Origin of the sequence: Luteimonas sp. FCS-9 (genome assembly GCF_001014645.1) — a bacterium.
Lineage (GTDB): Bacteria > Pseudomonadota > Gammaproteobacteria > Xanthomonadales > Xanthomonadaceae > Luteimonas.
Genome location: NZ_LASZ01000028.1, coordinates 17855 through 41464 on the forward strand (window position 1 = coordinate 17855; position 23610 = coordinate 41464).

25 protein-coding genes are annotated in these 23610 nt (G+C 67.3%); 12 read left to right on the plus strand and 13 right to left on the minus strand.

The annotated features are described in order from the left end of the window. Window positions 1-76 precede the first annotated feature (76 nt). From WQ56_RS16310 to WQ56_RS16320, 3 genes are all read left to right on the plus strand, one after another. Entirely contained in the window at window positions 77-586 is a 510-nt protein-coding gene (locus tag WQ56_RS16310; RefSeq protein WP_156170597.1) for a hypothetical protein, read from the plus strand. A gap of 68 nt (window positions 587-654) precedes the next feature. After that, window positions 655-1203, plus strand: coding sequence for a YaeQ family protein (locus tag WQ56_RS16315; RefSeq protein ID WP_047138198.1), 549 nt, complete (start codon window positions 655-657; stop codon window positions 1201-1203). A 149-nt stretch (window positions 1204-1352) separates the two neighbouring features. After that, window positions 1353-2294, plus strand: coding sequence for a Fic family protein (locus WQ56_RS16320; protein WP_047138199.1), 942 nt, complete (start codon window positions 1353-1355; stop codon window positions 2292-2294). Window positions 2295-2429: 135 nt separating this feature from the next. Here the strand turns inward: WQ56_RS16320 and WQ56_RS16325 are convergent, their stop codons facing one another. The 6 genes from WQ56_RS16325 to WQ56_RS18865 all read right to left on the minus strand — a co-directional run bounded on the left by WQ56_RS16325 (window position 2430) and on the right by WQ56_RS18865 (window position 7407). Then, the gene (locus WQ56_RS16325) at window positions 2430-2624 is read right to left on the minus strand and encodes a hypothetical protein (RefSeq protein ID WP_047138200.1); all 195 of its coding nucleotides are present in this window, start codon (window positions 2622-2624) and stop codon (window positions 2430-2432) included. A 78-nt stretch (window positions 2625-2702) separates the two neighbouring features. Continuing rightward, a complete protein-coding gene (locus WQ56_RS16330; protein WP_047138201.1) occupies window positions 2703-3602 on the minus strand; it encodes a hypothetical protein in 900 nt (299 codons plus the stop codon). Between the two features lie 212 nt (window positions 3603-3814). Continuing rightward, window positions 3815-4396 carry a His-Xaa-Ser repeat protein HxsA gene (gene hxsA, locus WQ56_RS18300; protein ID WP_082132485.1) on the minus strand — a complete coding sequence of 194 codons (582 nt, stop codon included), beginning with the start codon at window positions 4394-4396 and terminating at the stop codon, window positions 3815-3817. Further along, window positions 4396-5613, minus strand: a complete 1218-nt coding sequence (gene hxsC, locus WQ56_RS16340) for a His-Xaa-Ser system radical SAM maturase HxsC (RefSeq protein ID WP_047138202.1) — start codon at window positions 5611-5613, stop codon at window positions 4396-4398. The genes hxsA and hxsC overlap by 1 nt, the downstream gene beginning before the upstream one ends. Continuing rightward, window positions 5600-7105 carry a His-Xaa-Ser system radical SAM maturase HxsB gene (hxsB, locus tag WQ56_RS16345; RefSeq protein WP_047138203.1) on the minus strand — a complete coding sequence of 502 codons (1506 nt, stop codon included), beginning with the start codon at window positions 7103-7105 and terminating at the stop codon, window positions 5600-5602. Before hxsB ends, hxsC begins: the two co-directional genes overlap by 14 nt. Continuing rightward, window positions 7102-7407, minus strand: coding sequence for a hypothetical protein (locus WQ56_RS18865; protein ID WP_156170599.1), 306 nt, complete (start codon window positions 7405-7407; stop codon window positions 7102-7104). The genes hxsB and WQ56_RS18865 overlap by 4 nt, the downstream gene beginning before the upstream one ends. A gap of 229 nt (window positions 7408-7636) precedes the next feature. On the opposite strand from WQ56_RS18865, the gene WQ56_RS16350 reads away from it, so the two are divergent. The 4 genes from WQ56_RS16350 (at window position 7637) to WQ56_RS18875 (ending at window position 11079) form a co-directional block, all read left to right on the plus strand. After that, entirely contained in the window at window positions 7637-8332 is a 696-nt protein-coding gene (locus tag WQ56_RS16350; protein ID WP_047138204.1) for a DUF429 domain-containing protein, read from the plus strand. 571 nt (window positions 8333-8903) lie between these two features. Further along, entirely contained in the window at window positions 8904-9572 is a 669-nt protein-coding gene (locus WQ56_RS18870) for a hypothetical protein (protein WP_047138205.1), read from the plus strand. 190 nt (window positions 9573-9762) lie between these two features. Further along, window positions 9763-10173 carry a hypothetical protein gene (locus WQ56_RS17810; protein WP_156170600.1) on the plus strand — a complete coding sequence of 137 codons (411 nt, stop codon included), beginning with the start codon at window positions 9763-9765 and terminating at the stop codon, window positions 10171-10173. A 156-nt stretch (window positions 10174-10329) separates the two neighbouring features. Then, the gene (locus WQ56_RS18875) at window positions 10330-11079 is read left to right on the plus strand and encodes a hypothetical protein (protein WP_156170601.1); all 750 of its coding nucleotides are present in this window, start codon (window positions 10330-10332) and stop codon (window positions 11077-11079) included. 122 nt (window positions 11080-11201) lie between these two features. On the opposite strand, the gene WQ56_RS16370 is transcribed toward WQ56_RS18875, so the two are convergent. Then, a complete protein-coding gene (locus tag WQ56_RS16370; RefSeq protein ID WP_156170602.1) occupies window positions 11202-11957 on the minus strand; it encodes a hypothetical protein in 756 nt (251 codons plus the stop codon). A 49-nt stretch (window positions 11958-12006) separates the two neighbouring features. Here WQ56_RS16370 and WQ56_RS18315 point away from each other — a divergent pair, with 49 nt between their 5' ends. Genes WQ56_RS18315 through WQ56_RS18880 form a run of 3 tightly spaced genes read left to right on the plus strand, consistent with a single transcriptional unit; the run spans window position 12007 to window position 14264 of the window. Continuing rightward, on the plus strand, window positions 12007-12288 hold the full coding sequence (locus WQ56_RS18315) for a hypothetical protein (RefSeq protein ID WP_082132486.1): 282 nt from the start codon (window positions 12007-12009) through the stop codon (window positions 12286-12288). 3 nt (window positions 12289-12291) lie between these two features. Continuing rightward, entirely contained in the window at window positions 12292-13566 is a 1275-nt protein-coding gene (locus tag WQ56_RS18320; RefSeq protein ID WP_082132487.1) for an N-acetylmuramoyl-L-alanine amidase, read from the plus strand. Then, window positions 13563-14264 (plus strand): hypothetical protein, encoded by a 702-nt coding sequence (locus tag WQ56_RS18880; protein WP_156170603.1) that lies wholly within the window; start codon window positions 13563-13565, stop codon window positions 14262-14264. The genes WQ56_RS18320 and WQ56_RS18880 overlap by 4 nt, the downstream gene beginning before the upstream one ends. 180 nt (window positions 14265-14444) lie before the next feature. Here WQ56_RS18880 and WQ56_RS16385 read toward each other — a convergent pair whose 3' ends face one another. Then, window positions 14445-15374, minus strand: coding sequence for a LysR family transcriptional regulator (locus tag WQ56_RS16385; protein WP_047138209.1), 930 nt, complete (start codon window positions 15372-15374; stop codon window positions 14445-14447). Between the two features lie 91 nt (window positions 15375-15465). On the opposite strand from WQ56_RS16385, the gene WQ56_RS16390 reads away from it, so the two are divergent. Further along, complete coding sequence (locus WQ56_RS16390; protein ID WP_052773066.1) at window positions 15466-16671, plus strand: serine hydrolase domain-containing protein; 1206 nt, start codon at window positions 15466-15468, stop codon at window positions 16669-16671. Window positions 16672-16874: 203 nt separating this feature from the next. Here WQ56_RS16390 and WQ56_RS16395 read toward each other — a convergent pair whose 3' ends face one another. Further along, window positions 16875-17681: a formate/nitrite transporter family protein gene (locus WQ56_RS16395; RefSeq protein WP_047138210.1), complete on the minus strand. Its 807-nt coding sequence runs from the start codon at window positions 17679-17681 to the stop codon at window positions 16875-16877. A gap of 278 nt (window positions 17682-17959) precedes the next feature. On the opposite strand from WQ56_RS16395, the gene WQ56_RS16400 reads away from it, so the two are divergent. Further along, the gene (locus WQ56_RS16400; protein WP_047138211.1) at window positions 17960-18145 is read left to right on the plus strand and encodes a hypothetical protein; all 186 of its coding nucleotides are present in this window, start codon (window positions 17960-17962) and stop codon (window positions 18143-18145) included. 24 nt (window positions 18146-18169) lie between these two features. On the opposite strand, the gene paoC is transcribed toward WQ56_RS16400, so the two are convergent. From paoC to WQ56_RS16420, 4 genes are all read right to left on the minus strand, one after another. Then, the gene (paoC, locus tag WQ56_RS16405) at window positions 18170-20368 is read right to left on the minus strand and encodes an aldehyde oxidoreductase molybdenum-binding subunit PaoC (RefSeq protein WP_047138212.1); all 2199 of its coding nucleotides are present in this window, start codon (window positions 20366-20368) and stop codon (window positions 18170-18172) included. Further along, window positions 20365-21324, minus strand: a complete 960-nt coding sequence (locus WQ56_RS16410) for a xanthine dehydrogenase family protein subunit M (RefSeq protein WP_047138213.1) — start codon at window positions 21322-21324, stop codon at window positions 20365-20367. The genes paoC and WQ56_RS16410 overlap by 4 nt, the downstream gene beginning before the upstream one ends. Beyond that, window positions 21321-21974 carry an aldehyde dehydrogenase iron-sulfur subunit PaoA gene (gene paoA / locus WQ56_RS16415; protein WP_047138214.1) on the minus strand — a complete coding sequence of 218 codons (654 nt, stop codon included), beginning with the start codon at window positions 21972-21974 and terminating at the stop codon, window positions 21321-21323. The genes WQ56_RS16410 and paoA overlap by 4 nt, the downstream gene beginning before the upstream one ends. Before the next feature lie 390 nt (window positions 21975-22364). After that, window positions 22365-23411, minus strand: coding sequence for an XdhC/CoxI family protein (locus tag WQ56_RS16420; protein WP_082132489.1), 1047 nt, complete (start codon window positions 23409-23411; stop codon window positions 22365-22367). Between the last annotated feature and the right edge of the window lie 199 nt (window positions 23412-23610).

Here is a 23610-nt window from a genome sequence, read left to right on the forward strand (position 1 = left end):
TGCACAACGGCGCCGGCCGCGTGCCGTCGGTATGCAGGTGCCCTACGATGCGCGTCCGTTCGCGATCTGCCGCGCCATGCCCCCACGCAACACCGACACGCCGTCCCGCCACGCCCGCTTCGCGAGCGCGCACCCGCCCGAAGTCGCCGCCGCGCGTCTCGCCTTGATGGTGCAGCGGCGCGGCATCCTGCCGCCGCGCGAGGAGGCCATGATCGGCCGCGTCTCCGAGGACCGGGTCGTGCTCGAGCACCACGTCCCGCGCACGCGCAACGCGTTCAAGCCGGTGTTCGTCGGCCGGTTCGCACGCGAGGGCAGGGGCGCCGTGCTCGCCGGCCGCTTCGCGATGCACTGGAGCGTGCGGATCTTCCTCGCGTTCTGGTTCGGCTTCGGCGTGCTGTGGACGGGCAGCGTCCTCGCGATGGCCGTCGCCGGCACCCCGCGCGCCTGGCTGTTGCTGCCGGTCGGCGCGGTGCTGCTGCTGATCGGTGTCGGCATGGTCGCGCTCGGCCGCAGCCTGGCACGGACCGACATCGCCTGGCTCTCGGCCCGCATCGCCGCCGCGCTCGACGCGCCGCCGGCGGACTGATCGCAGCGCGCCGGCCGGGTCCCGTCGCCACGCGCCTACAATGGCGCTCCCTTCGAGAAGACCCGTCCATGGCGCCCAACGCGACGATCTACCGGCTGGAGCTGCAGGTCAGCGACATGGACCGGCACTACTACGCCGAGCACAACCTCACGCTCGCCCAGCACCCGTCCGAGACCCCGAACCGGCTGATGGTGCGGCTGATCGCCTTCGCGCTGCACGCCCACGAGCGGCTGGAGTTCGGCCGCGGCCTGAGCAACGACGACGAGCCCGACCTGTGGCTGCGCGACTACACCGGCGACATCGAGCAGTGGATCGACCTCGGCCAGCCCGACGAGAGCCGCATCCGCAAGGCCTGCGCCCGCGCGCGCAGCGTGGTCGTGGTGACCTACAGCGGCGGCAGCGCCGAGATCTGGTGGAACAAGCAGGCGGCCGGGCTTGCGCGCCTGAAGAACCTCACCGTCCTCGACCTCGACCCCGCGGACGTCGAGGCCGCCGTCGCCCTGCTCGAACGCGGCATGCGCCTGACCGCGATGATCCAGGACGGCGAACTGCAGCTGATGAGCGAGCGCGCGAACATCGCACTGACGCCGACGGTGCGGATGGCGCCGGCCGGGTAGGGCGCCGGCGCTGGAAGGACGGCAGGCTGCGTCTTCGGTCACCGGTTGCGGTGTGTTTGCGCCTCGTGCATGGTCCGCATGAGCCGAACACGCACGACTGCGGATATCGAGTGCCCGCCTACCAGCCACCTTTCCAGCTGACGCATCGCATGACGACGGCGATCGCCAACATCGCCGAGTTGCTCGGTGCGTGGAAGGCGGTCAACCAGGATGCGCTGATGCCGGCGCTCCGCCGCGACAACCGCATCCGCACCATCCAGGCCTCGCTGGCAGTCGAGCAGAACACGTTGACGGTCGAGCAGGTCACGGCGGTGCTTGCCGGAAAGCCGGTCCTGGGGTCGCCTCGGGAGATCCAGGAAGTCCGCAACGCGTTCGCAGCCTACGAGGCCATGCCGGGCTGGGTGCCCAGCCGGCTCGAAGACCTGTTGGCCGCCCACGCACTGCTGATGGCCGGGCTCCGGGACGATGCCGGCAGGCTACGGGCGGGCGATGTCGGTATCTACCGCGGGGACCGGCTGGTCCACATGGCGCCGCCGACCAGCCAGTTGCCGCGGCTGGTGGGCGACCTACTGGACTGGGTTGGCAGGACCGACGCGCATCCGCTGATCGCATCGGCCGCCTTCCATTACGAATTCGAGTTCATCCATCCCTTCAGCGATGGAAATGGCCGGATGGGGCGGCTATGGCAGACCCTCATCCTGAGCCGATGGCAGCCGATCCTGGCTTATCTGCCGGTCGAGACCGTGATCAAAGCTCGCCAGCAGGCGTACTACGCCGAGCTGGGGGCGGCCGACGCCAACAGCGACTGCTCGTCCTTCATCGAGTTCCTCCTGGACGCGATCGAGACCAGTCTGCAGGAAGCGATTGAATCCGAAACGCCGGGGAAAACGCCGGGGAAAACGCCGGGGAAAACGCCTGACCGGATCCTCACTCTGCTCACCGACGCGCCGACGTTGTCAATCCCCGAACTGGCGGCTCGGCTCGGGAGGTCCGAGCGCGCCATCGAGCGTGCCATCCGCGCGCTGCGAGACGCCGGGCGTCTTGAGCGCATCGGGCCCGCGAAGGGCGGGCGCTGGCGGGTACACGCCTGACCTGCGGTCGAACGCGGCTCGGCCTTGGGCCCTGGAGCTGGGTGATGTCGGCGCAGGAGGCTTGGTACCCGAGGGGGCGCTGGCGAGGCAGTCGACAGCCCCGTGATTCGCCTCAGCGCGCGACCGGCGTCGCCGTCACCTCGATGCGCGCATCGCCCTGCAGTCGCGCCACACGACCTCGGCCGCGTGCGTGGGTGCGTAGGCGATCGCGAAGAAGCGCAGCACCGCGCCAGCGCCCGTGCGCTCCAGCGACGGCGGCGCATAGCGCCCGCCCAACTGGGTGATGGCCTCGATGTCGGCGGCGTTGCGCGCCCGCACGGCTTTGCCCAAGGCGAATGGCGTTGCAGCCCTGCGTCAGCCAGGACGTGTGACTGAACACGGCGCCGCCCACGCAAACGCTGATCGCGCTCAGTCGATGCGCGACCAGGCCGTGCCGTCGAAGGCCAGGATGTCCTTGGCGCCGAACGCCCACAGCACGCCATCGGCTGCGCTCAGATGGTGGAACGTCGCCGGCGCATGCTCCCCGAAGGCCACCGGCACCAGGGTGTCGGCCTGCAAGGTGTATAGGCCCCGCGCCGTCGCGACATAGAGCGACGATGCGTACCAAGCCAGGTCCTGGATGTCGCCGACGGTGGCGTTCTGGGCAAGGACGCGCCAGCGATCGTGTCGGCCGACAATCAGCAGGCCGCGCCGCCCGGACGCATACACCTGTCCATCGCCGGCGCACAGCACGCGGGTCAGCACCTGAGGCGTCGGACTGGCCTGCGGATGCCAGTGCGTGCCGTCGTACCGCCAGATCTCGCCATCCCAGCCCACCGCGTACAGATCGCCCGCGTTGAAGCCGTCGATGGACTCGAAGCCCTTGGTCTCGCCGATGGCCGGCCGGATGGCCTGATCCAGGCAGCTCCAATGGCCGACGCCCTCGCGCCTGTACACCTGCCGGCCCATGCCGACCGCAAAGGTGTGCTGGCCGATCGTGCGTACCTGCCGCAGATGGCCCCGATCCCGCGGGTCGTCCTCCGGCGTGCAGATCCGCTCATCGTTCTCCTGGCCACTGCCGAACAGCCGGACGTCGCCATACGGCGACATGAAAAGCACCTGTTGCAGTGGCTGTTGCGTGATCGTGATGCTGGCCGTCGGCCAGTCCTTCATGTCGTCATGGCCCCATGCACCGTCGTCCCAACTGTAGAGGTGGGAGTGCTCGATCCGCGCCTCCAGGCTGTCGTCCTGTGTCGCCACGTAGGCGAGGTCCCGGAAGCGGACGGCGCCGGTGATGATGGTGTCGGTGGGGGTCAGGGTGTCGGGCATGGCGATTGTTGGCAGTGTGACGAACATATCGTGCCGTCTTCGTGGCGATGGAGCGCTGACGGTGCACCGGAGACTGCCGGCTGGTGGGGCGGGCGGGTTGTGGCCGGCAGTGTCTCGAAGTCGATGCGTGCATCGTCTGACTACCTTGTCGAGACAACTTCCCTACCCGTGAGGCACTCAGATGGCTGTGAGGGCGTGTGGCACTGCCCGCTTCACAATCTCACACTCAACGCAGTCAGCGTCTCGGTCGTCATTGTGCCTGTGACGCTGAGACCGTGAGCAGTCTGAAATGCACGCAACGCCGCTTGCGTCTTGGTGCTCATTACGCCGTCAATCGCGCCTGGATCGTAGTTGCGGGAGAAGAGCGCGGCCTGCACCCGCATGATCAGCATGCGCAGGTCTTCGGCGTTGCGCTGGGGCGTCTGGGTCTGCAGGGTCGAGGGGCTCAGGCTGGTCCCCGTGCTCGTTGACTGGGTGCTCCGTGATTCATCGATTGGCCTCACCTGACTTGGCGGTGGCGGTGGCGGTGGAGTGTAAGTCGAAGGCGGCGTGTAAGAGCGGTAGGAACTGCCCGAGCCTGACGAATGCGACCGGTGCGAACTATGCGACCGGTGTGAGCTGTGGCTTCGATGTCCTGCGTAGAGGTTGTCAAGCCCGGCGTTGAGTGATGAGCTCAATACAGTCGAATACTTGGCATCAGCGGCGGCGAGTTCCATCAGGTCTGTCGGGCGCTGTGGGGGCTCCGGTGCGAAGGCACCTAACGCGCTTCCGGTAATGATGAGAGCGGTGGACATCAGGCGGCCTCCAGATCGAGTTCAATTGGGATGATTGCGCGGCTCGTCCATTGGGGAGTCACCCAGGAGAAGAAACCACTGCAACGATGCTTCACTGCGCACGAGGAACACGCATCGAGATAATCGTTCTTCCAGTTGGAGATGCTTTGGCGCGCGAACGGCCAAAGCGACTCCGGGATGGTGCACAAAGGCAGGTTGTAGAGCGAAACATCCGTTCCGCGACGGCTCAAAGCATCTACTGCACCTTGGATCTGTGCGGTGTAGTCAGCAGGATCCGCCCAAAGCGCCGCATGGTGCGCCTTGGCAAAACCAATGGGCTCTATGCCCATCAGCGCGACATGCTCGACGAACGGAAGATTGCGGAGAATAAAGCGGACCAGCGCCTCCAATCGTTCCAGTGACGGCTTCACCAGCACCACCCTGATTTCAATGCGTTGCCTGGCAGCGTCCAGTGCATAGAGGCCGCGGAGGGTCTGCGCGAATGCGCCCTCGCTCTGCACTACATAGTCATGCAGGGCATAGTGGTCGCCATAGAGCGGAATGCCCCACGTCAGATGGCGATGGAGGCCTTCGAACCGGTCAGCGAGGTCGACATCTCCGAGCAGACGCCCATTGGACAGCACGTGTACGTGGGTATCTGGCAGGCGCTCCGAGCATTTGGCCACAACAGTGGCAAGACCATCGCCCAGCAGTGTCGGCTCCCCGCCGCTGATCGCGAGTGATGGCTCGGTGCCATCGATGAGGTCCACCAGATCGCAGAGATGCTGGACGCGCCAATCATCCTCGACCTGGCGCGGCGGCTGGGAACACATCAGGCAGTAACTGTTGCAGCGCTCGGTGGCGAACAGCACATTGCCGTTGTCGCCGCGGCGATAGCGCACAGCGGCGCGCTGACGGTAGGGGTCGAGCTCGAGGACGTCCCCGGGCTTGGCGATGGCGCTGTCGCCTTGCAGCGCTGCCATCGGACGCCCGGACGACCAGGCCTGCGAGAGTAGGCTGTCAGGGGCGTTGTCAGCGAGTGGCTGGGCACCGACGAGCGCGCCCCACCGCAGGTCGAGCAGTTCGGGCGTCATTGCGTGCCGGGGGACCGATCTCAAGTCCAATGCCATTCGCTCCAGCGGAAATTGGCCTTCGGCGAGTTCGGGCAGCCCGGCAAGCTTGACTAGCAGTGGGCTCGTCAGGCCCGTAATCGCGGCTTTGGTTTCAAGCGGCAGCATCGAGCGTGTCCTCCGCTTGGTGGCTGCCGGCAGTCCCGAAAGCCCAGCTTTCCAGCACACGGCGGTCCGTCGTATCTGCGGATTCATAGCGTTGCAGCAACAGATCGAACATCCCCATCTGTCGCTGGCAGAAGTCGCTTGATGGGCGGTGGCCGATGGCGTCACCCTGACGGGCATAGTGCTCGATGGGGTCCGCGCCGCACATCGGGACGTATGCGCAATCGCTGCATGTGGGCAGCGATTCAGCCACTCCGGCAGCCATGAGGCGTTCCATGGCCGGTGAAGCCAACCAGTCGCTCACTGGCTGGCCAACGTGGCCGAGCGCGAACGAGGTGTCTCCCATGGCCGCCAGCATGCGTGCTTCATCGGAGGGGTAAACCCGACCATCGTAGTCGTAGATGACCGCGCCGAAGCCGCCACCCGTGGGTGAGCGTAGGTCTACATAGCCGTGCCCGAATGGACCAAGAAGCTGCGAGAGCAGCAGGCTGGCAAACGTCTCATCCATGACGTAGCCGGAGCGGTTGACCGCCAGCAGGTGTTCCAGCGCCTGCCTGTAGAACGCAAGATAAGCTGCCGTACTGTAGCCATTGCGCTCGCGAGTCTTTGCGGCAAAGCCGTAGGGGCTCAGCGGACGCAGCGAGATGGAATGGAGGCCGAGCTTTCGATACTCGTCGATGATGGCTTCAGGCGCCTCGAGGCTGCGCCTAGTCAGTGTGGTCAGCGCCGACACCGCATCATCCCCCAGCACCCTGCGGCCACGCGCCATGCCCTCGACCGTTCGCCGATAACTGTCGCGCTCCGGCCTTGGACGATTGGCGTTGTGGAGCCATTCGGGGCCATCGAGCGAGGTCGACAGTTTGAAGCGGTGCTCCTGGAAGAAAGCCAACTGCATGTCGGTGAGGTCGTGCAGCGTGGAGGCCAGTACAAAGCGCAATGCGCGCTTCTCGAACACATTACGCGCCACGATCTGTTCGGTAATGACCCGCACTTGGTCGAAATTGAGTAGCGGTTCTCCGCCCTGGAACTCGATGGTCAACTCGTGCGAAGGCCATTCGAACAGGCGTTCCACCGCAAGACGGGCAGAGTCGGCGTTTAGATCAAAGGCCGTCGCTGAGGTTTGCTGACGGGAAACTTGGCAATAGTTGCAAGTGTGGTGACATCGCAGTGACACCACGAAGATGTGAAGAGCCGGGCCACCGAAGAGGTAGGACTTCCGGGTTCGGTACTGGCTCAGCAACGGCGCAAACGTGCTGCGCTGCGGATCGACCATCGCCAGATGACGTGCTTGCAGGTCGGCTAGTAAGGGGTCATGCACGTCCAGCGCGTGGTTAACGAACTGCTCAAATGCGTCCCGGCGCATCATCAGCCAGTCGCCCGCCAGCGACGAGACGAACACGCGGTCGCGATCCCACGGAAGACGACGAAAGCGAAGCGGAAGCAGGCGGTAGCTTTGGGCAGAGCCAGTGAACGCGTCAGGCGAGCGAAACCTCATGGCGTGCCATCCGTGCGTCGCGGCATCGCTTCGCGTAGCGCTGCACGGATCAGTTCCGCATGTAGGTCGCACGTTTCTTCGCGGACGGATTGCCGTAGCCGTTCATCCAGCGCGTCGTCCCGAAAATGGGCTTTTAAGTCAGACGGCCTCTCGACGCCTGCGCGCGGTGTGAGCTCGACGCCGATCTCGTTTTCAGTGCTGTGGACGACAACGTGAAAGAAATTCGTGTAGCGGTGTGCTGTACGCGCGATGACCTCGTCGCCGAAGAGACCGCGGTCGAACCGGATCGTGGAGCTATCCATCGCTCATCCCCTGTGCCGCCCCCGCGGCTGGGGAACTGTGCGCTAGGTCGTGCCTCTGCGCAACTGGAAATTTAGCAGGAGGCCTCCTTACGCGTCAGATACCTATTCACTCAGCGCGAAGACGCGCAATGCGGCCTGGAGGGTCTCGATGTCCTGGCTCAAGCAGTGGCGTCCGTATCCCTGTTGGCTGGCAGTATAGGCGGGGCGGGGACGGCCGAGGATGCGACCAATGGACTGCGTGGGGGTGGATGGTGCCAAGGCGGGTTGGATCGCCGTTTGGCGTGCCGGCGATCGGTTCGCCTTCGAGGTGCATACCAGCGCGCAGGCGGTCGTGAGTGCCCATCGGCAGGCACGGGTCGTGGCGGTGGACGTGCCGATCGGCCTGGCCGAGCACGGGGCGCGCGAGGTGGACGTCCTGGCGCGCCGGTTCGTGGGCGGGCGCCGCGCATGCAGCGTGTTCTCGGCGCCGGTGCGGGGCATCCTGGATGCCGCCAGCCAGCCCGAGGCCTCCCGCCGGCACCGCGCGATCGACGGGCGCGGATTCGGGGCGCAGGCGTTCGGCTTGCTGGCGAAGATCCGGGATTGGGACACCGTGCTGCGGTCGGATGCCGACGCGGCAAGGATCGTGCGGGAGGTGCACCCCGAGGTGTCGTTCGCCGCGTTGAATGGCGGCGTGGGGCTGGCCGAGGGGAAGAAGTCTGTGGCCGGAGCCGCGAAACGCATGCAGCTGTTGTCAGCCGTCTTGGGCGCACAGGTCGAAGCTCTGTTGTCCGCGGTGCCCAGGCGCGCGGCCGCGCGCGACGACTTACTGGATGCATTGGTTGCGCTGTGGTCTGCCGAACGCATCGCGGCGGGCATTGCGTGTTCGCTGCCGTCACCGCCTGGGCGGGATGCAGTTGGACTTCCGATGGCGATTTGGTATTAGTTTTCGTCCACTCCCTCACTGGAAGCATGCCGTGATTGCTTTGAGCAGCAGCCAGTTTCGGCGCAACGTCGGTCGCGCGACGCGTGAATCCAAGCGAGGGCCGGTGTTCATCACCCACCGGGGGGGGAGCCTGCATACGTGTTGCTCTCCATCGGAGACTATCGCCACTTGCGATGCCGGGCGCTGCAGATGCCGAGTTCGATTTGCTGCGTCCTCGTGATTGTCCGTCGATGCCGGACTTGGTGAGCGAGACCGACGAATAGAGTCCATCCAAAACGATGACGAAAAAAAGTAAATCCAGGGGTTGACATCCCGCGCCCTCAGTCGCAATCTCATCCACGGAGCCTCGAAACTCCGCACACAGCGGTACCCACCTCCGACAAACCGGTGGGTTTTTTGTGCCTGCGATCTTTGCAGGTGCAACCGACGTGATTACCTACGTCGGGAGGGCGGTGAATAAAACACCCGAAAGGGAAATAAGCCCGCCGGCTGTGTGCGGTTTCGAGCCTCCCGACTTCCCGTCCGCCGTGCGCGGTGGGCGGGTCATTCCCCATGGAACGGAGGTAACGCGATGTCCAAGCATGACGATGACGCTCAGGATCGGCCCGGCTACTTCGTGCCGGAGGCCAGCCAGGTGCGGCTGGAACGGCTGATCGAGCACATGCGGTTTCTGTCGGAACTGGCGCAGCCGCGCTCGCTGCGTGACGAAGAAGAGGGCATACCGCAGGTGCGAGGCGGTGATGTGGCGACCTGCCTGGAGTTGTTGGCCGAACAGGCCGACCAGGTGCTCGAAGCGATGGCATGGCGGCCGAAGACGACGCAGGAGGGTGCACATGCGCCGCCGGAGACCTACACGCCGCCGGACGAGGCGGACTCGGCCGAGGCCACGAGTGCCGATGGCCCGCCGCCTGAGGCGACCATGGGCGCCTACGCCCAGGCGCGTGCAGCGGAGGCGTCTGAGGTGTCAGACGGTTTCTCGTTCGGCGTGACGCTTGACCAGGCCGATGCGCTTGACCGTCTGGTGCAGACGCTGATGGCGCATGGCGACGTGCTCGCGTCCGGCCACGAGGACGATTGGGCCGACGACACGGTGCCGACGCTGGGCCTGGCGATCTCCGAGGGTGCCGACACGGTGCGCGAGATCCTGCAGCAGGTGCAGGACCAGCGGCTGCGCACGCCGTTGCGCCCGCCGACCGGCGTGCGTGAGCCACGTCCCGCCTACGGGGCCGCGCTGCACTGATCGAAGGCGGTCGGGGCCGGGCGCGTTGCGACGACGTTGCGCGCCCGGCTCCGATTATCTAAACTTCAGATTGCGGATGGCGGGAACTTCAGGGTGTACGGCGGGTCGCGGATGGCCTGCGGCACCGACGCTCTCCGCGCCATGCCACACATCGACATTTCTGGACTCACTGCACAGGAAGCTTGCCGACATGACAGCGCAACGGATGATGACCGGGGTCACCCTGGACCAGGTCGACCGCCTCGACCACCTGCTGCAATCGATCACCGCCCTGGGCGACGTGCTCGCGATGGGCGACAAGAGCGTGCTGCACGCCCACACGGTGCCCACGATCGGGCACGCGGTCTTCAGCGCCGGGCTCGAGGCGCGCGGGATCCTGGAGGCCGTGGGCGCGCACGCACCCGGCGAGGCGCCGCCGGCCGATGCCGACGACGATGCCGACTCTGCGCCGCGCTCGGCCCGGGAAGAGGACATACGGCGCCGGCTCGCCGAGGCCCGCACGCCGGAAGAGTTGCAGCGTGTGCTCGACGACAGCTACTTCGACAAGATCCGACAGGTGCTGGCCGACGGGCCTGGTGGGCCTGACGAGGACGTGGCGTAGCAAGGATGCGGATGCGCGTTCGGGGTGAACCCCGATAGCGAGTGTGCTGCATGCCCGATGGCGCGCGTTGGGCGCGCCATCGATGATTGAATCCGACGCCTGCATCCGCGTGGTTTCGCTGGTGTTGGCGTCGTCCCCCACACACGGAGGTGAGTGATGACTGGATCATCGAACGACGCGGCCAGCCGGCCGGGCTACTACCTGTCGGAAGACGCGCAGTACCGCCTGGAGCGGCTGCGCGTGTTCATGCGCTTCATCGCGCGTCTGGCCGAACCGCGGACCAGTGCCGACGACCCGCCGCAGCTCGATTGGCACGAGCTGCAGTTCTGCATGGAGCAATTGGCCGAGCAGATCGACAGCGTGATGGCCGCGCTGGACTGGCCAGCGCGGCGGGAGGGGATGGATGCCGACGCGACCGCCACGCAGGCGGCCGAACCCGTTTCATCGAAGGCCGAGACCGCGGCGGCACTCGAGGCGACGGCAGCTGCGCCGGTGCACGGCACCCCTGCGGCTGCGCCGCCGTCCAGGGCCGAGCCCGCGCCCGCCGCGTCGACGGCCGGACAGGATGCCGACGGCGAGCCGTACCACTTCGGCGTCACACTCGACCAGGCTGACGCACTCGGCCGGCTGGTCCAGACGCTTTCGGCGCATGGCGACATCATCGCCTCCGGGCACGAGGACGACCTCGCCGACGCCACGCTGCCGGCCCTGGGCCAGGCGATCTCAGACGATGCCGACGCCGTGCGCGAACTCCTCGACCAGATCGAAGCGCAGACCCTCGAACTCGTGCACCGGCCGCGCCGCGGCGTCGAAGAGCCCCGGCCCGGCTACATGCCCGGCGTGGCCCACCTCGCACAGCGCTCGTCTGTGCGCCGTGCGGCAACGCCGGCGTATCGGGTGCATTGAGCGAACGCTGGCCCGACCCTGCTGCCGGATATGTCATTAATGTCCGGCAGCGGCGCGGGGAGGATCAGTCGACCAGCACACGCTGCTGGGAACTGGATATAAGAGACGCCCACAGGTACAGGTCAGGGAAGTGAGAGCGGAGTGGCTAACGATGACGAGCGCATGTTCGTTGCCTCGATTTGTGCGACACGCGTGGCGTCATCTGCGGAAAGCTCGAGGGTGACCAGTTGCCGAAAGCGCTCCGACATCTGCCAGAACGAACCGATTCCCGTCCGTTTATCCAGCATGCACACGTCGAAAGATGCCGTCACCAGATCGTCGACGGCGCTCTGGTCGCGGAAGAATCGTGTCAGAAGATCGAGATGGTGGCGCTGGAACTCGGCGATAGAGGAGAAAAAGAAAGAGGGGCGCAGTTGGCTGTTGAAGACCTCGTACGCGGAGGGCTCTGGCGCATCCCGATGCATCGAGAAACACGTGGTCAGTGGATCGATGGTCTCGTGAATGATGGTGTCTGCTGTGATGTGCAGGCCGTGCAGGTGGAAATTTTCGTTCCCGGGCAGCGTGAAGTAGATGCTGCCAGTGGAGTGATCGGGTGGGACGCCGGTCGCGGAGCGAGTCGCCTTTGCTTCGCGGGCAACCTGCAGCACATTGACGGGCCTGCCTTTGCTTGCGTGGTGCAAGAACAGGCGATAGATATAGGCCATCAGGAACACATCGCCGGAAGCGGCGATGGCGCCGTATTTCCAGGGGTAGACCTTTCGATAGTTGTCGAGCACTGCACGCGAAGCACCCGGGTTTGACACCCGAGACAGCACTGCGCAATGATCTCCGGCGAGAATCAGATGGTCGTGCGCGTCGGCTGCGATAATCAGCGTCATTGCTGAAGCTGCTCCATGGAAAGCGCATCGAAGATAAGGGAACTATCAGATGCCCGGCAACTTCATCGTCAAAGCCAGCCAGCATCCCTACCTGGAAGGGGTTCGCGGGGGTGCTGCGCTTCCCGAACTACCTGATACGCGAGCCAAGCTGTTCGACGAAGGCTTTGTGCTGAGGGACAAGGCGACCGGCGCACCGCTGCCCAACATGCCGTATCGCATCCTGCTCAAGGATGGTACCCCTCTCGATGGCGTCACCGACGCGTTGGGCCGCACCCTTGTCGTGAGTTCTGCCGACGTCGAGGACGTGATACTGGAAGTGAGGGAAGGGTGAGCCATGGCCGGTACTGCTGCCCGAATCGCCTATCGCCGCATTGCCCATTCGATCACCTCGCCCAGAACCGACACCAGGCGCCGCGAAGTCCTGATCGAAAGACCGCAGGACGTGTTGCATATCGATGCCATCGCGCTCGCGCCGCAGATCCTTGATGAAGAAGACGCCGTCGTGGAGGGTTCGACCGAACCCCAACCGATTCCGCACAAACACCCGATGGTCAAGGTCGAACCGCCGATCAACCGCATCGCGCATCGCGAATTGAGGATTCGGGTCTGGAGCGAGGGACGACCTGATGGTCACCATGTCGGCAAGACGGTCACATGGTCGATGGCGCCCCTGTTCGTGCAGCCTGTTGAAGAAGGCCAGGTGGCGGGCGATCCTGTGTTCCGGGGCGACTGGGCGCAGGCTGCTCCCGAACATCGCGACCGTTTCGAGTTGCCGGTCGCGTTCACTGCCACCGGGTTCGCCCGTATCAGCCAGGAACAGGCCACTACCACCGTGGACGACAGCGGCCACACCGCCATCCGCATCAACCTGCCGCCGATCGCCTTCAACGCCGCCCGCATCAGCGTGCAGTTGGAGGGCGAGGATGGAGCGATGGAACTGATCGATCTGGAGGTGCCGGGCATCATCGTGATCGATCCGGGGCATGGAGGCACTGAGAATCAACCTGGTTCCTCTGCCAACAATGCCACATCGCACACCAGCGGCATTCTCGAAAAGACCCTCACTCTGGACTTTGGATTGCGCATCAGGACAGCGTTGCGAGCCTTGCGATTGGGTGTGAATAGTAATGTTTTGATTTACATGACTCGCGACGATGATCGGAATGTTAGGGGGAGTGATCGGGCAAGGGTCGGTCGAGACAATGGTGCCGACATTCTGCTCAGCATTCACTTTAATGGGGCTAATGGCGTCGCAAGAGGTACGGAAACATTGATACGCCCTCAAGCCAGCAATCACAATTTCGACGCTGACATGGCTTTGGCGCGGCGGGTGAATGGTGCTGCGTACAACGCTATCTTCTCCCATGATGTCGATGCCCGGGATCGCGGAGTTAAATCGGAAACCGCGCTTGCGGTTCAAAGCGAAGGTGATTTAGGTAACACAGCCACTTGGCATCCTTTGAGGGCCGTGCTGCTTGAAGTTGAATTCATCGATAATAAAGCAGTAGATGAGCTACTCAGCATTAACGAGGGTTACGAGCAAGTCAGGCAAGATATATGTGATGCTGTTTCGGGTGCATTGCTCCAGGATTTGAGGCGCAATACATGAAGCTCTTGCGCAGCCTCGTTCTGCTCGTCGCATTTTTGGGTTCTGCATGCACTTTGAGCTTGCCTGCAGCAGGTTCGGCCTTTGGGGCGAAGAAGGAGCAGGTGTTTCGCTACATGCTGGTTGCCGTGCCGCTAGAGGATGGGGTTTCGCCAGCCCATAGACGCAAGCCTTCGCCCCTCGAACTACTTGGTAGAGGTTCGACGGGAAGAATTGTCGATGCGAAGGGGAACGTCGTGATGTCTGCTGTTCCTGGCAAACCGATCTACGGCCTGAGCTTGACCCCGGATCGAAGCAAGGCACTTATTGACTTCGGCGATGCGGAGTACTCACTTAATTCCGTCAATGACGTCAGGCACATTGCCACGCCTCCGGTGCGGCCGGATGAACCCGAGGATGCCACAAGCTTCAGCTGGCTCATCCTCGATGATGACCGGCTCATTGGGTATGCCGACCTGCCTTCGCTCGAGCCCAAGGAGGGTTTAACCGCTTCTGAGGCGGATGGGCTGCCGCCGCGGGGCACGTTGGTCTATATCTACGCCATCTCCACCGGTGCCATGAGTCCTGTCGAGATCGACAATTCGGTGCCGCAGCCGTTCGGCATCTCTACAGACTCCCATGGGAAGCTCATGATCTCGCCCCTGCTTGGGCTGGATATGCTAGAGATGAAGATTATCCCAGACCGATCGAACGAGCCGTAGTTGTCATTCCGTTTCTGTAAACGCGGTCATCGAGAAAAAAATGAGGTGCTTTGGATTCAGAGTATTTCGCCAGTTGGTCGCTTCGTCTGATCAGTACATGTGGCGGCTGCTGGGGGTTGCGCGAAGCAGACGCTGACGTAGCGCCTGGGCGCGCGTCGGTTGATGAGCCGGACACACCAATCAAGGCGCGGCGGCGGGTACCTCGGTTGGTGCCGCCCCGTCCCCGCAGAAGAAATCCACGAACACGCGCAGCTTCGGCGCCATCAATTCGCGCGCGGGGAAATAGAGGTAGAAGCCCGGCTGCGCGCAGCGGTAGTCGGCCAGCACCTCGACCAGGCGCCCGGCGGCGAGATCGTCGGCGATGCTCTGCACGAACTGCCGCGACAGGCCCAGGCCGTCGCGTGCGGCCTCGCGGACGAGGCGGTCGTCGGCGAACACCAGCCGGCCCTGGACGTCGAGCTCGAAGGTGCCGCTGGCGTCTGCGAAGCGCCAGGCCTCGATGCGGCCGCTGCCGGGTAGGCGGAAGCGGATGCAGTCGTGCGCGGCCAACTCGCCTGGCGAGGTGGGCGTGCCGTGCCGGCGCAGGTAGCCGGGTGTACCGACGACGATGCGCTGTTGCTTACCGCCGATCGGCCGGGCGATGACGTCGCGCGCCAGCGACTGGCCGAGCCGGATGCCGGCATCGAAGCCGCCGGCGACGAGGTCCGACAACGTGTCGTCGGTGAACAGCTCGACCTGGATGTCGGGATAGCGGGCGACGAACGCGGGCAGCCGGGGCACCACCAGCAGTTCGGCCGCCAGGCGCGAGAGATTGAGCCGCAGCAGCCCGCTCGGCTGGCCGCGGCCGGCGCGCGCCTGCTGCATGGCGATGTCGATGCGGTCGAGCGGGACGTCGATCTGTTCGAGGAACACGCGCCCGGCCTCGGTGAGCGTGACCCGGCGGCTGGTGCGGTGCAGGAGCCGCACGCCGAGCCTGGCCTCGAGCGCACGCACGCCCTGGGACACGGCCGAAGGGCTGATGCCGGCAGCATCGGCGGCGCGGGTGAAGCTGCCCAGCCGGGCGACGCTGCGGAACGCGCTGAGGCCGGCAAGGGTTTCGTGCTTGGACATGAAGCAGAACTTACAGGCCGGTGAAGTCCGATCGTCTGTTTCCGGCGTATCGCCGGCGGGACAGTGTGTGCCCCCATCCCGAGAGTCCGTCATGACCGCACTGTCCGCCTTGCTCGCCCTGTCCATCGCCACCGGCGGCGCGCCCGCCGATGCACCGTCGCCCGAACTGGCGCGGCGGCTCGACGCCGTGCTCGACACCGCGGTGCGCGAGCAGCGGATCGTCGGTGCCGTGGTGCTGGTGAGGCATGAAGGGCGCACGGTCTACCGGCGGGCCGTGGGCCTGATCGATCGCGAGGCGGGCCGCGCGATGCCGGAGGATGCCGTGTTCCGCCTGGCCTCGGTCACCAAGCCGATCGTGACGTTGGCCGCGCTGCGCCTCGTCGACCAGGGCCGGTTGCGCCTGGACGACCCGGTGACACGCTGGATTCAGGACTTCCGCCCTGCGCTGGCCGACGGCACCGTGCCGACGATCACCGTGCATCACCTGCTGACGCACAGCGCCGGGCTCGACAATCCGGGCGCGCAGCCCGCGGACGGGCCGTATCGGCGGCTCGGCGTGTCGGATGGGCTCGACCGGGCGCCGTTGACGCTGGCGCAGAACGTGCGACGGATCGCGGAGGCGCCGCTCGCGTTCGCGCCCGGCGCGGGCTGGCGGTACTCGCTGGCGACCGACGTGCTCGGCGAGGTGGTCGCGCAGGCGCACGGCACCGACCTGCCGCGTGCCGTCGCCGATCTGGTCACCGGGCCGCTCGGCATGGCGGACGCGGCGTTCTCGGTGGCGCCATCGGCGCGCGTCGCAGCACCGTATCTCGATGGCGCGCCGGCGCCGCGCCGGATGACCGGTGCGGTGGACGTGCCGATGCCGCCGGGGCTGGGGGTGTCGCTGCGCTTCGATCCCGACCGTGCGTTCGATGCGGACGCCTTCGCGTCGGGCGGCGCGGGCATGCTCGGCACCGCCGACGACGTCACGCGCGCGCTCGACGCCTTCCATGCCCGCGGGCCGGGCTTCCTGCATACCGCGACCGCAGCCCTTGCGATGCGCGACCACGTCGGCACAGAAGCGGCCACGCAGGGGCCGGGCTGGGGCTTCGGCTACGGCGGCGCGGTGCTCGTCGACCCTGACGCCGCCGCGACGCCGCAGGCGCGCGGCACGCTGCAGTGGGGCGGGGTCTACGGCCACACCTGGTTCGTCGACCGCGCCAATGGCCTGACGGTCGTGCTGCTGACCAACACCGCCTTCGAGGGCATGTCCGGCGCGCTGCCGCGCGCGATCCGCGATGCGGTGTATGCCGAGTAGGTTGGATGGCGCTTCCCGGGGCCTTCGCGCACCTGCTGAGGGGCTGCAAGCAGGACATTGATTACCCCTATTCGCCGCAGCATATGCGGCGAATAGGGAATCCAATCATCTCAAGGTCAGTCATGATGAGGGCTGTCGCACCGCGTTGACCGATGGGCGGGTGATGTCGGCCCAGCGCTTGGCACTTCGACCTACGCGGAGCTTCATTTCCGCAGATGGATCGCCCAGTAGCCCAGTCCGACGCAGGCACCGCCGAGGATGTTGCCGAGCGTCGACCACAGCAGGTTGGCGCCGGCGGCGGCCCAGGACAACTCGGCAGGCGGTGCGACGCCGTTGGCCGACGCGGCCAGCAGGCCCAGCGGCAGCAGCGACATGTTGGCGACCGAATGCTCCAGTCCGAGCGCGACGAACGCGGCGATCGGCGGGACGATCACGGCGACCTTGTCGACCGCGGTCTTGGCGCCGGCGGCCATCCACACGGCGAGGCAGACGAGGATGTTGGCGAGCACGCCGCTGGCGACGATCGTGGCGGCCGGCTTGGCGGTCTTGGTCGCGGCGAGTTCGATCGCCGACGCGGCGACGGCGCCGTCGCCGGCAGTGTGCAGCCCGGCGCCGATCGCGAGCAGCACCAGCGCCAGCGCGCCGACGAGGTTGGCGAGCCAGACCACGCTCCACGCGCGCAGCAGGCGTGCCGGGCCGAGGCGGCGCTGCGCGAGCGGCAGGGTCATCAGGGTGTTGCCGGTGAACAGTTCAGCGCCGGCGAGCAGCACGAGGATCAGGCCGAGCGCGAAGCCGGTCCCGATCGCGAGCTGCGCGGGCCCGTAGGGCAGCCCGGACGTGCCGGCCCCGAGCAACGCGGCCATCAGGCTGCCGAAGCCGATGTAGGCACCGGCCAGCACGCCGAGTCCGGCCATTGCGCCGAACGGCAGCGCGGCCTTGTCGGTGCAGGTGTCGGAAATGGTCTTGGCGATGTCCTCGGGCGGCGTCATCGCAGGAGAGGGCGTCGTCATGGGCGCGATCCGTGCGGAGGGCACAGGTGTAGCGGATGCGGGGTGAACGTGGCGGCCAGGAGCAGGCTTTCGCCAAGCGCGCTCCCCACCCGAATTCTTCTGCCCGCAAAAGGCGCAATGCCCCGACAGGCGCATAGGCACTTCCCCCGCGTGCGGGGGAGGTCGACGCGCGCAGCGCGTCGGGTGGGGGCACGGGCCTTCCGCAGCAAAGCGTGAATCAGGCCACGCCTTCACGCATCCCGCCGTAGCCTCCAAGTTCCACCGTACGGGACATCGACATGACCACGCAGACCGGCAAGCCGAAGGACGATACCGAGCCGCAGAACGGCAAGACCACGCAGACGCCGCCGCGCGACCCGAAGACAGGCCTCGACCGCGAAGTCGGCGATCTCGACGATCCGGACGCGCCGGACAACGACGATGCGTTGCCCGGTCGCGCAGGCGGTGGCCTGGCCGGCGGGTGAGCCGCCGCAGCCGGTGCGTCGCCGTCAGGCGACGTCCGGCAGCCCAGGCAGCAGCTTGTCGAGTGTGATCGGGTAGTCGCGCACGCGCACGCCGGTGGCGTTGTGGATCGCGTTGGCGATCGCGGCGCTGACGCCGCACAGGCCCAGTTCGCCGACGCCCTTGGCCTTCATCGGCGAGCTGTCGGCGTCGGCCTCGTCGAGGAACACGACTTCCTGCTCGGGCACGTCGGCGTGCACGGGCACCTCGTAGCCGGCGAGGTCGTGGTTGACGAAGAAGCCCAGGCGTTCGTCGACCGCCAGTTCCTCCGACAGCGCGGCGCCGATGCCCATCGTCATCGCGCCGATGACCTGGCTGCGCGCCTGCTTCGGGTTGAGGATGCGGCCGGCCGCGCATACCGCGAGCATTCGGCGCACGCGGGTCTCGCCGGTCAGCGCGTCGACGCCGACCTCGCAGAAATGCGCGGCGAATGTCGACAGCTGCTTCTGCTTGTCGAGATCGCCGAACTCGATCGCATCCTCGACGACGATCTGCCCGTCGCCGGCGACCTCGGCAAGTTTCACCGCGCGCCCGCCGCCACGCACTTCGCCGTCGACGAACTCGGCGGTCGCGGGGTCGAGCTCGAGCCGGGTCGCGACGACCTCGCGCAGCTTCATGCAGGCGGCGTAGACGCCGGCGGTCGCGCTGTTGGCACCCCACTGGCCGCCCGAGCCGGCGGAGGCCGGGAAATCCGAGTCGCCGAGCTTGACCTCGATGCGCTCGATCGGCAGACCCATCGTCTCGGCCGCGGTCTGCGCGATGATCGTGTAGCTGCCGGTACCGATGTCGGTCATGTCGGTTTCGACGGTGACGTGTCCATCGGGATGCAGGCGCGCGCGGGCGCCGGATTTCATGACCGGGGCGTTGCGGAAACCGGCAGCCATGCCGAGACCGACGAGCCAGCGGCCGTCGCGCACGCTGCCGTGTGCGGCGCGGCGATCCCAGCCGAAGCGCTCGGCGCCCTGCCGCAGGCATTCGACGAGCTGGCGCTGCGAGAACGGCCGTTCGGGCTTCTCGGGATCGACCTGGGTGTCGTTGCGGATGCGGAACTCGACCGGGTCCATGCCGAGCTTCTCGGCCATCTCGTCGATCGCGATCTCCAGCGCCATCATGCCGGGCGTCTCGCCGGGCGCGCGCATTGCGTTGCCCTCGGGCAGGTCGACCGTGGCCAGGCGCATCCTGGTCATGCGGTGCTCGCCGGCGTAGAGCAGGCGGGTCTGCTGGATCGCGACCTCCGGATCGCCGCCGGGCAGGTTGCCGGACCAGCTCTCGTGGCCGATCGCGGTGATGTGGCCGTCGCGGCCGGCGCCGATGCGGATGCGCTGCTCGGTCGCCGGGCGGTGGGTGGTGTTGTTGGCGATCAGCGGGCGGTGCAGCGCGACCTTGACCGGGCGCTTGGCCGCGCGCGCGCCGAGCGCGGCGAGGATGGCGTCGGCGCGCACGAACAACTTGCCGCCGAAGCCGCCGCCGATGTACGGCGACACCAGGCGCACCTTCTCCGGCGCGAGGCCGAGCGTGCGGGCGACGTCGCTCTGGCTCCAGGCGATCATCTGGTTGGAGGTCCAGATCGTCACCTGGTCACCGTCCCACGCGGCGAGCGAGGCCATCGGCTCCATCATCGCGTGCGACTGGTCGGGTGTGGTGTAAGTGGCATCGAGCGTGACCTCGGCCGACGCGAACGCGCCGTCGAAGTCGCCCACCGCTGTGTCGGCCGGTGTGTCGCCGCCGGGCTTGATCGCGCGGTCCTTTTCCGCATGCAGCGAGAAGCGACCGGGTTCGCGGGCGTAGGTCACGCGGACCAGCGCGGCAGCGGCGCGCGCCTGCTCGAAGGTCTCGGCCACGACCAGCGCGATCGCCTGGTGGTAGTGCTCGATCGCCGGGCCGCCGAGCAGCGTCGCGGTGTTCATCTTGCCCTTGCCGAGCTTGCCGGCGTTGCGCGCGGTGACGACCGCCAGCACGCCCGGCGCGCGTTCGGCGGCGGAGGTGTCGAGCGCGGCGATGCGGCCCTTGGCGATGCCGGCGCCGACGACGTGGCCGTAGGCCGCGCGCTCGGTGACGTCGTGCCACTCGTAGGCGTAGGACGCGGTGCCGGTGACCTTGTGCGGACCGTCGATGCGGTCGAGGGGCTGGCCGACGACGCGCAGGCGGTCGATCGGGTTGGTGCCGGCGGGGGTGTCGAATTTCATGCGCGGGTCTCCTGCGCCTCGACCAGCACGGCGGCGATCGTGCGCTGGGCAAGCGTGAGCTTGAAGCGGTTGTCGTCGGTCGGGGTGGCGCCGTCGAACAGGCGTGCGGCCACGGCCGCCGCGCCGCGAGGCAGTTCGGCATCGGCGGCGTCGCTCCGCCAGGGCTTGTGCGCGACGCCGCCCACGGCGATGCGGCCGCGGCCGTCGTCGTGGACGATCGCCGCGACCGACACCAGCGCGAATGCGTACGAGGCGCGGTCGCGGACCTTGCGGTAGAGCTGGCGGCCGCCGACCGGTGGCGGCAGCACGACCGCGGCAATCAGTTCGCCCGGCGCGAGCGCGGTCTCGCGCTGCGGCGTGTCGCCCGGCGCGAGGTACAGGTCGGCCACCGCGATGCGGCGTTCGCTGCCGTCGGGCCCGACCGTTTCCACGACGGCGTCGAGCGCACGCATCGCGACCGCCATGTCACTGGGATGGGTGGCGATGCAGGCGCGGCTGCCGCCGATCACCGCGAGCTGGCGGCTGTAGCCCTCCAGCGCGCCGCAGCCGCTGCCGGGCAGGCGTTTGTTGCACGGCTGGTCGGTGTCGTAGAAGTACGGGCAGCGCGTGCGCTGCAACAGGTTGCCGGCGGTGGTCGCGCGGTTGCGCAACTGGCCCGACGCGCCGGCGAGCAGGGCGCGCGACAGCAGCGGATAGTCGCGGCGCACGCGGGCGTCGGCGGCGAGGTCGGTGTTGCGCACGAGCGCGCCGATGCGCAGGAAGCCGTCGCGTGTCTTCTCGATCGTGTCGAGCGCCAGGCCGTTGACGTCGATCAGTTGCGCGGGCGTCTCGATCTCGAGCTTCATCAGGTCGAGCAGGTTGGTGCCGCCGGCGATGAACTTGGCGTTCGGGGTGCGGGCGGCGGCCGCGGCGGCCTCGGCCGGGGAGGCGGCACGCGTGTAGTCGAAGGCCTTCATGCGCCGGCTCCCGCTGCGCGGCGCGTGCCGGCGACGTCCTCGATCGCGTCGAGGATGTTGGCGTAGGCGCCGCAACGGCAGAGGTTGCCGCTCATGCGCTCGCGGATCTCGTCGGGGCTGAGCGCGGGTCGGGCGGTGAGGTCGCCGGTGACGTGGCTGGGAATGCCGTCGCGTACCTCGTCGAGCACCGCGACCGCCGAGCAGATCTGCCCCGGCGTGCAGTAGCCGCACTGGTAGCCATCGTGCTTGACGAACGCGGCCTGCATCGGATGCAGGCGCTCGGGCGTACCGAGGCCCTCGATCGTGGTGACCTCGGCGCCTTCGTGCATCACCGCCAGCGTCAGGCAGGTGTTGACGCGGCGGCCGTCGACGATGGCGGTGCAGGCGCCGCATTGGCCATGGTCGCAACCTTTCTTGGTGCCGGTGAGCTGCAGGTGCTCGCGCAGCAGGTCGAGCAGCGAGGTGCGGGTATCGACCTCGCGCTCGACGCGGCGGCCGTTGACCTCGAGCGCGACGCGTTGCAGCACCGGCGCGCGCGGCGGCGTGGACGTCACGGCCGCGGTGGCGGCGTGGGCGATGCCGGGCGCAGCGACGGCGCCGGCCGAGGCCGCGCCTGCCTTGAGCAGGTCGCGACGGGTGAGCGGGGACATGGCGGAATCCTTCTGGCTGGCGACCGGAGGCACGGGCTGGCTGGAATGAAGACGGGGAGCGCGTTGCACGTCCGCATGGATGCGCGTACTGCGAGGACCGAGCGTGCCGGGCGCGGTGTGTCGAGAGGGTCAAAAAAACGCAGGCGCTCTGCCTGCGAGGGTTCGCGTTGCGCGTATTCATTCGGCTCGAGGTGCCGCCTTCGAGATCCGGGTCATGTGGGCCGTTGTGCGCTTTCGTGCGCGATCACACTGCTGCGCGACGGTGCAGGTCATGGGCCGTGCGCATCGATTCACGCGATTGCGATCCGACACCGACAGGGGATGGTGTCCGCGATGCTCTTTGAAAATGCGCGTGTCCTGCTCGAGCATGGACCCGAACTACAGAGCGCGTCAGGCGTGTGCGCCGCGCCAGAGCTGCAGCTGCGTGGCGATGCTCAGCGCGATCGCGGCCGCGCCGCGGCCGCAGCCGGGGACGCCGACCGGCGATTGCAGCCGCGCGACGAGCGCGTCGCGATCGGCCGGGCGCAGCAGCTTGAACAGGTCGCGGCGGCGTCGCTCGGGGCCGAGCAGTCCGACGAACGGGATGCGCGAGGCGGCCAATGCCTCGAGCGCATCGCGGTCGGCCTCAAAGCCGTGGTGCATGACCAGCGCGACGTCGGCGTCGGGCTGCGCGGCGATCGCGGCGGTGGGTGCCAGGTCGGCGACGTCGATATCCGGCGCGACACGTTCGCGCCACGTCGGGCGGGCATCGGCGACGCAGACGCGCCAGCCGAGCGCGCGCAGCATCGGCACGAGCAGCGGTGTTTCCGGGCCGGTGCCGAGCACCAGTGCCGAGGGGGCGCGTCGCACGGCGACCGGCCAGCGGTTCACTGCGGATGGCGGCACCGGATCGCTGGGCAGGCGCCAGTGCCCGCGGTGTGCGCCGATGCGCCAGTCGATGTCGCCATGGCGATCGAGTGTGATCGCCAGGTCCTGGTGATCGGCAAGCCAGGCCTGCAGGGGGGCGTCGAAGCCCGGCAGCGCGGCGAGCGGCAACAATGCGATCAACTGGCGGCCGCGGCAGCCGACTGCCGAGCCGAGGAACAGCGCGCCGTCGTCAGTGGTATCGATCTCCAGCCAGCCGATGCGTTCGGCGGCCGCGGTGTCCATCGCCAAGCGCGCGATCTCGGGTTCTAGACACCCGCCGCTGATCCATCCGTGCTGCAGGGCCTCGCCGAACAGCGCGAGCGTGCCGGGCGCGGCGTAGGTCGAGCCCTCGGTCTCGACGACGATCGCCAGTATCGGGCGTGTACCCGCCGCCAGCGCATCGCGCGCCGCCCGCAGCACCGCGCCCGGGTCGCCGTCCGCAAACCGGGATGGCGGCGCCTGCGCGCGCGGCACCGATGCCGGTGCGGTCGGTATCGGCGGCGTGCGAAGCAGGGGGGCGACTGCGGCCATCGGGATCGGTGGGCCGGCAACGGGGTGCGATGCCGGACAGAAGCGAAAGGAGCCGCCAGCCTCCACGAGCGCTCGTGAAGAGGGGTTGTAGGCGGCTGCCGGCGCACGCGATCGCAATCGCACCTCCTCCGCTTGCGGGGGAGGTCGCCACGCGAAGCGCGGCGGGTGGGGGCACGGGCCGTCGCCGGAAAGCGCCCCC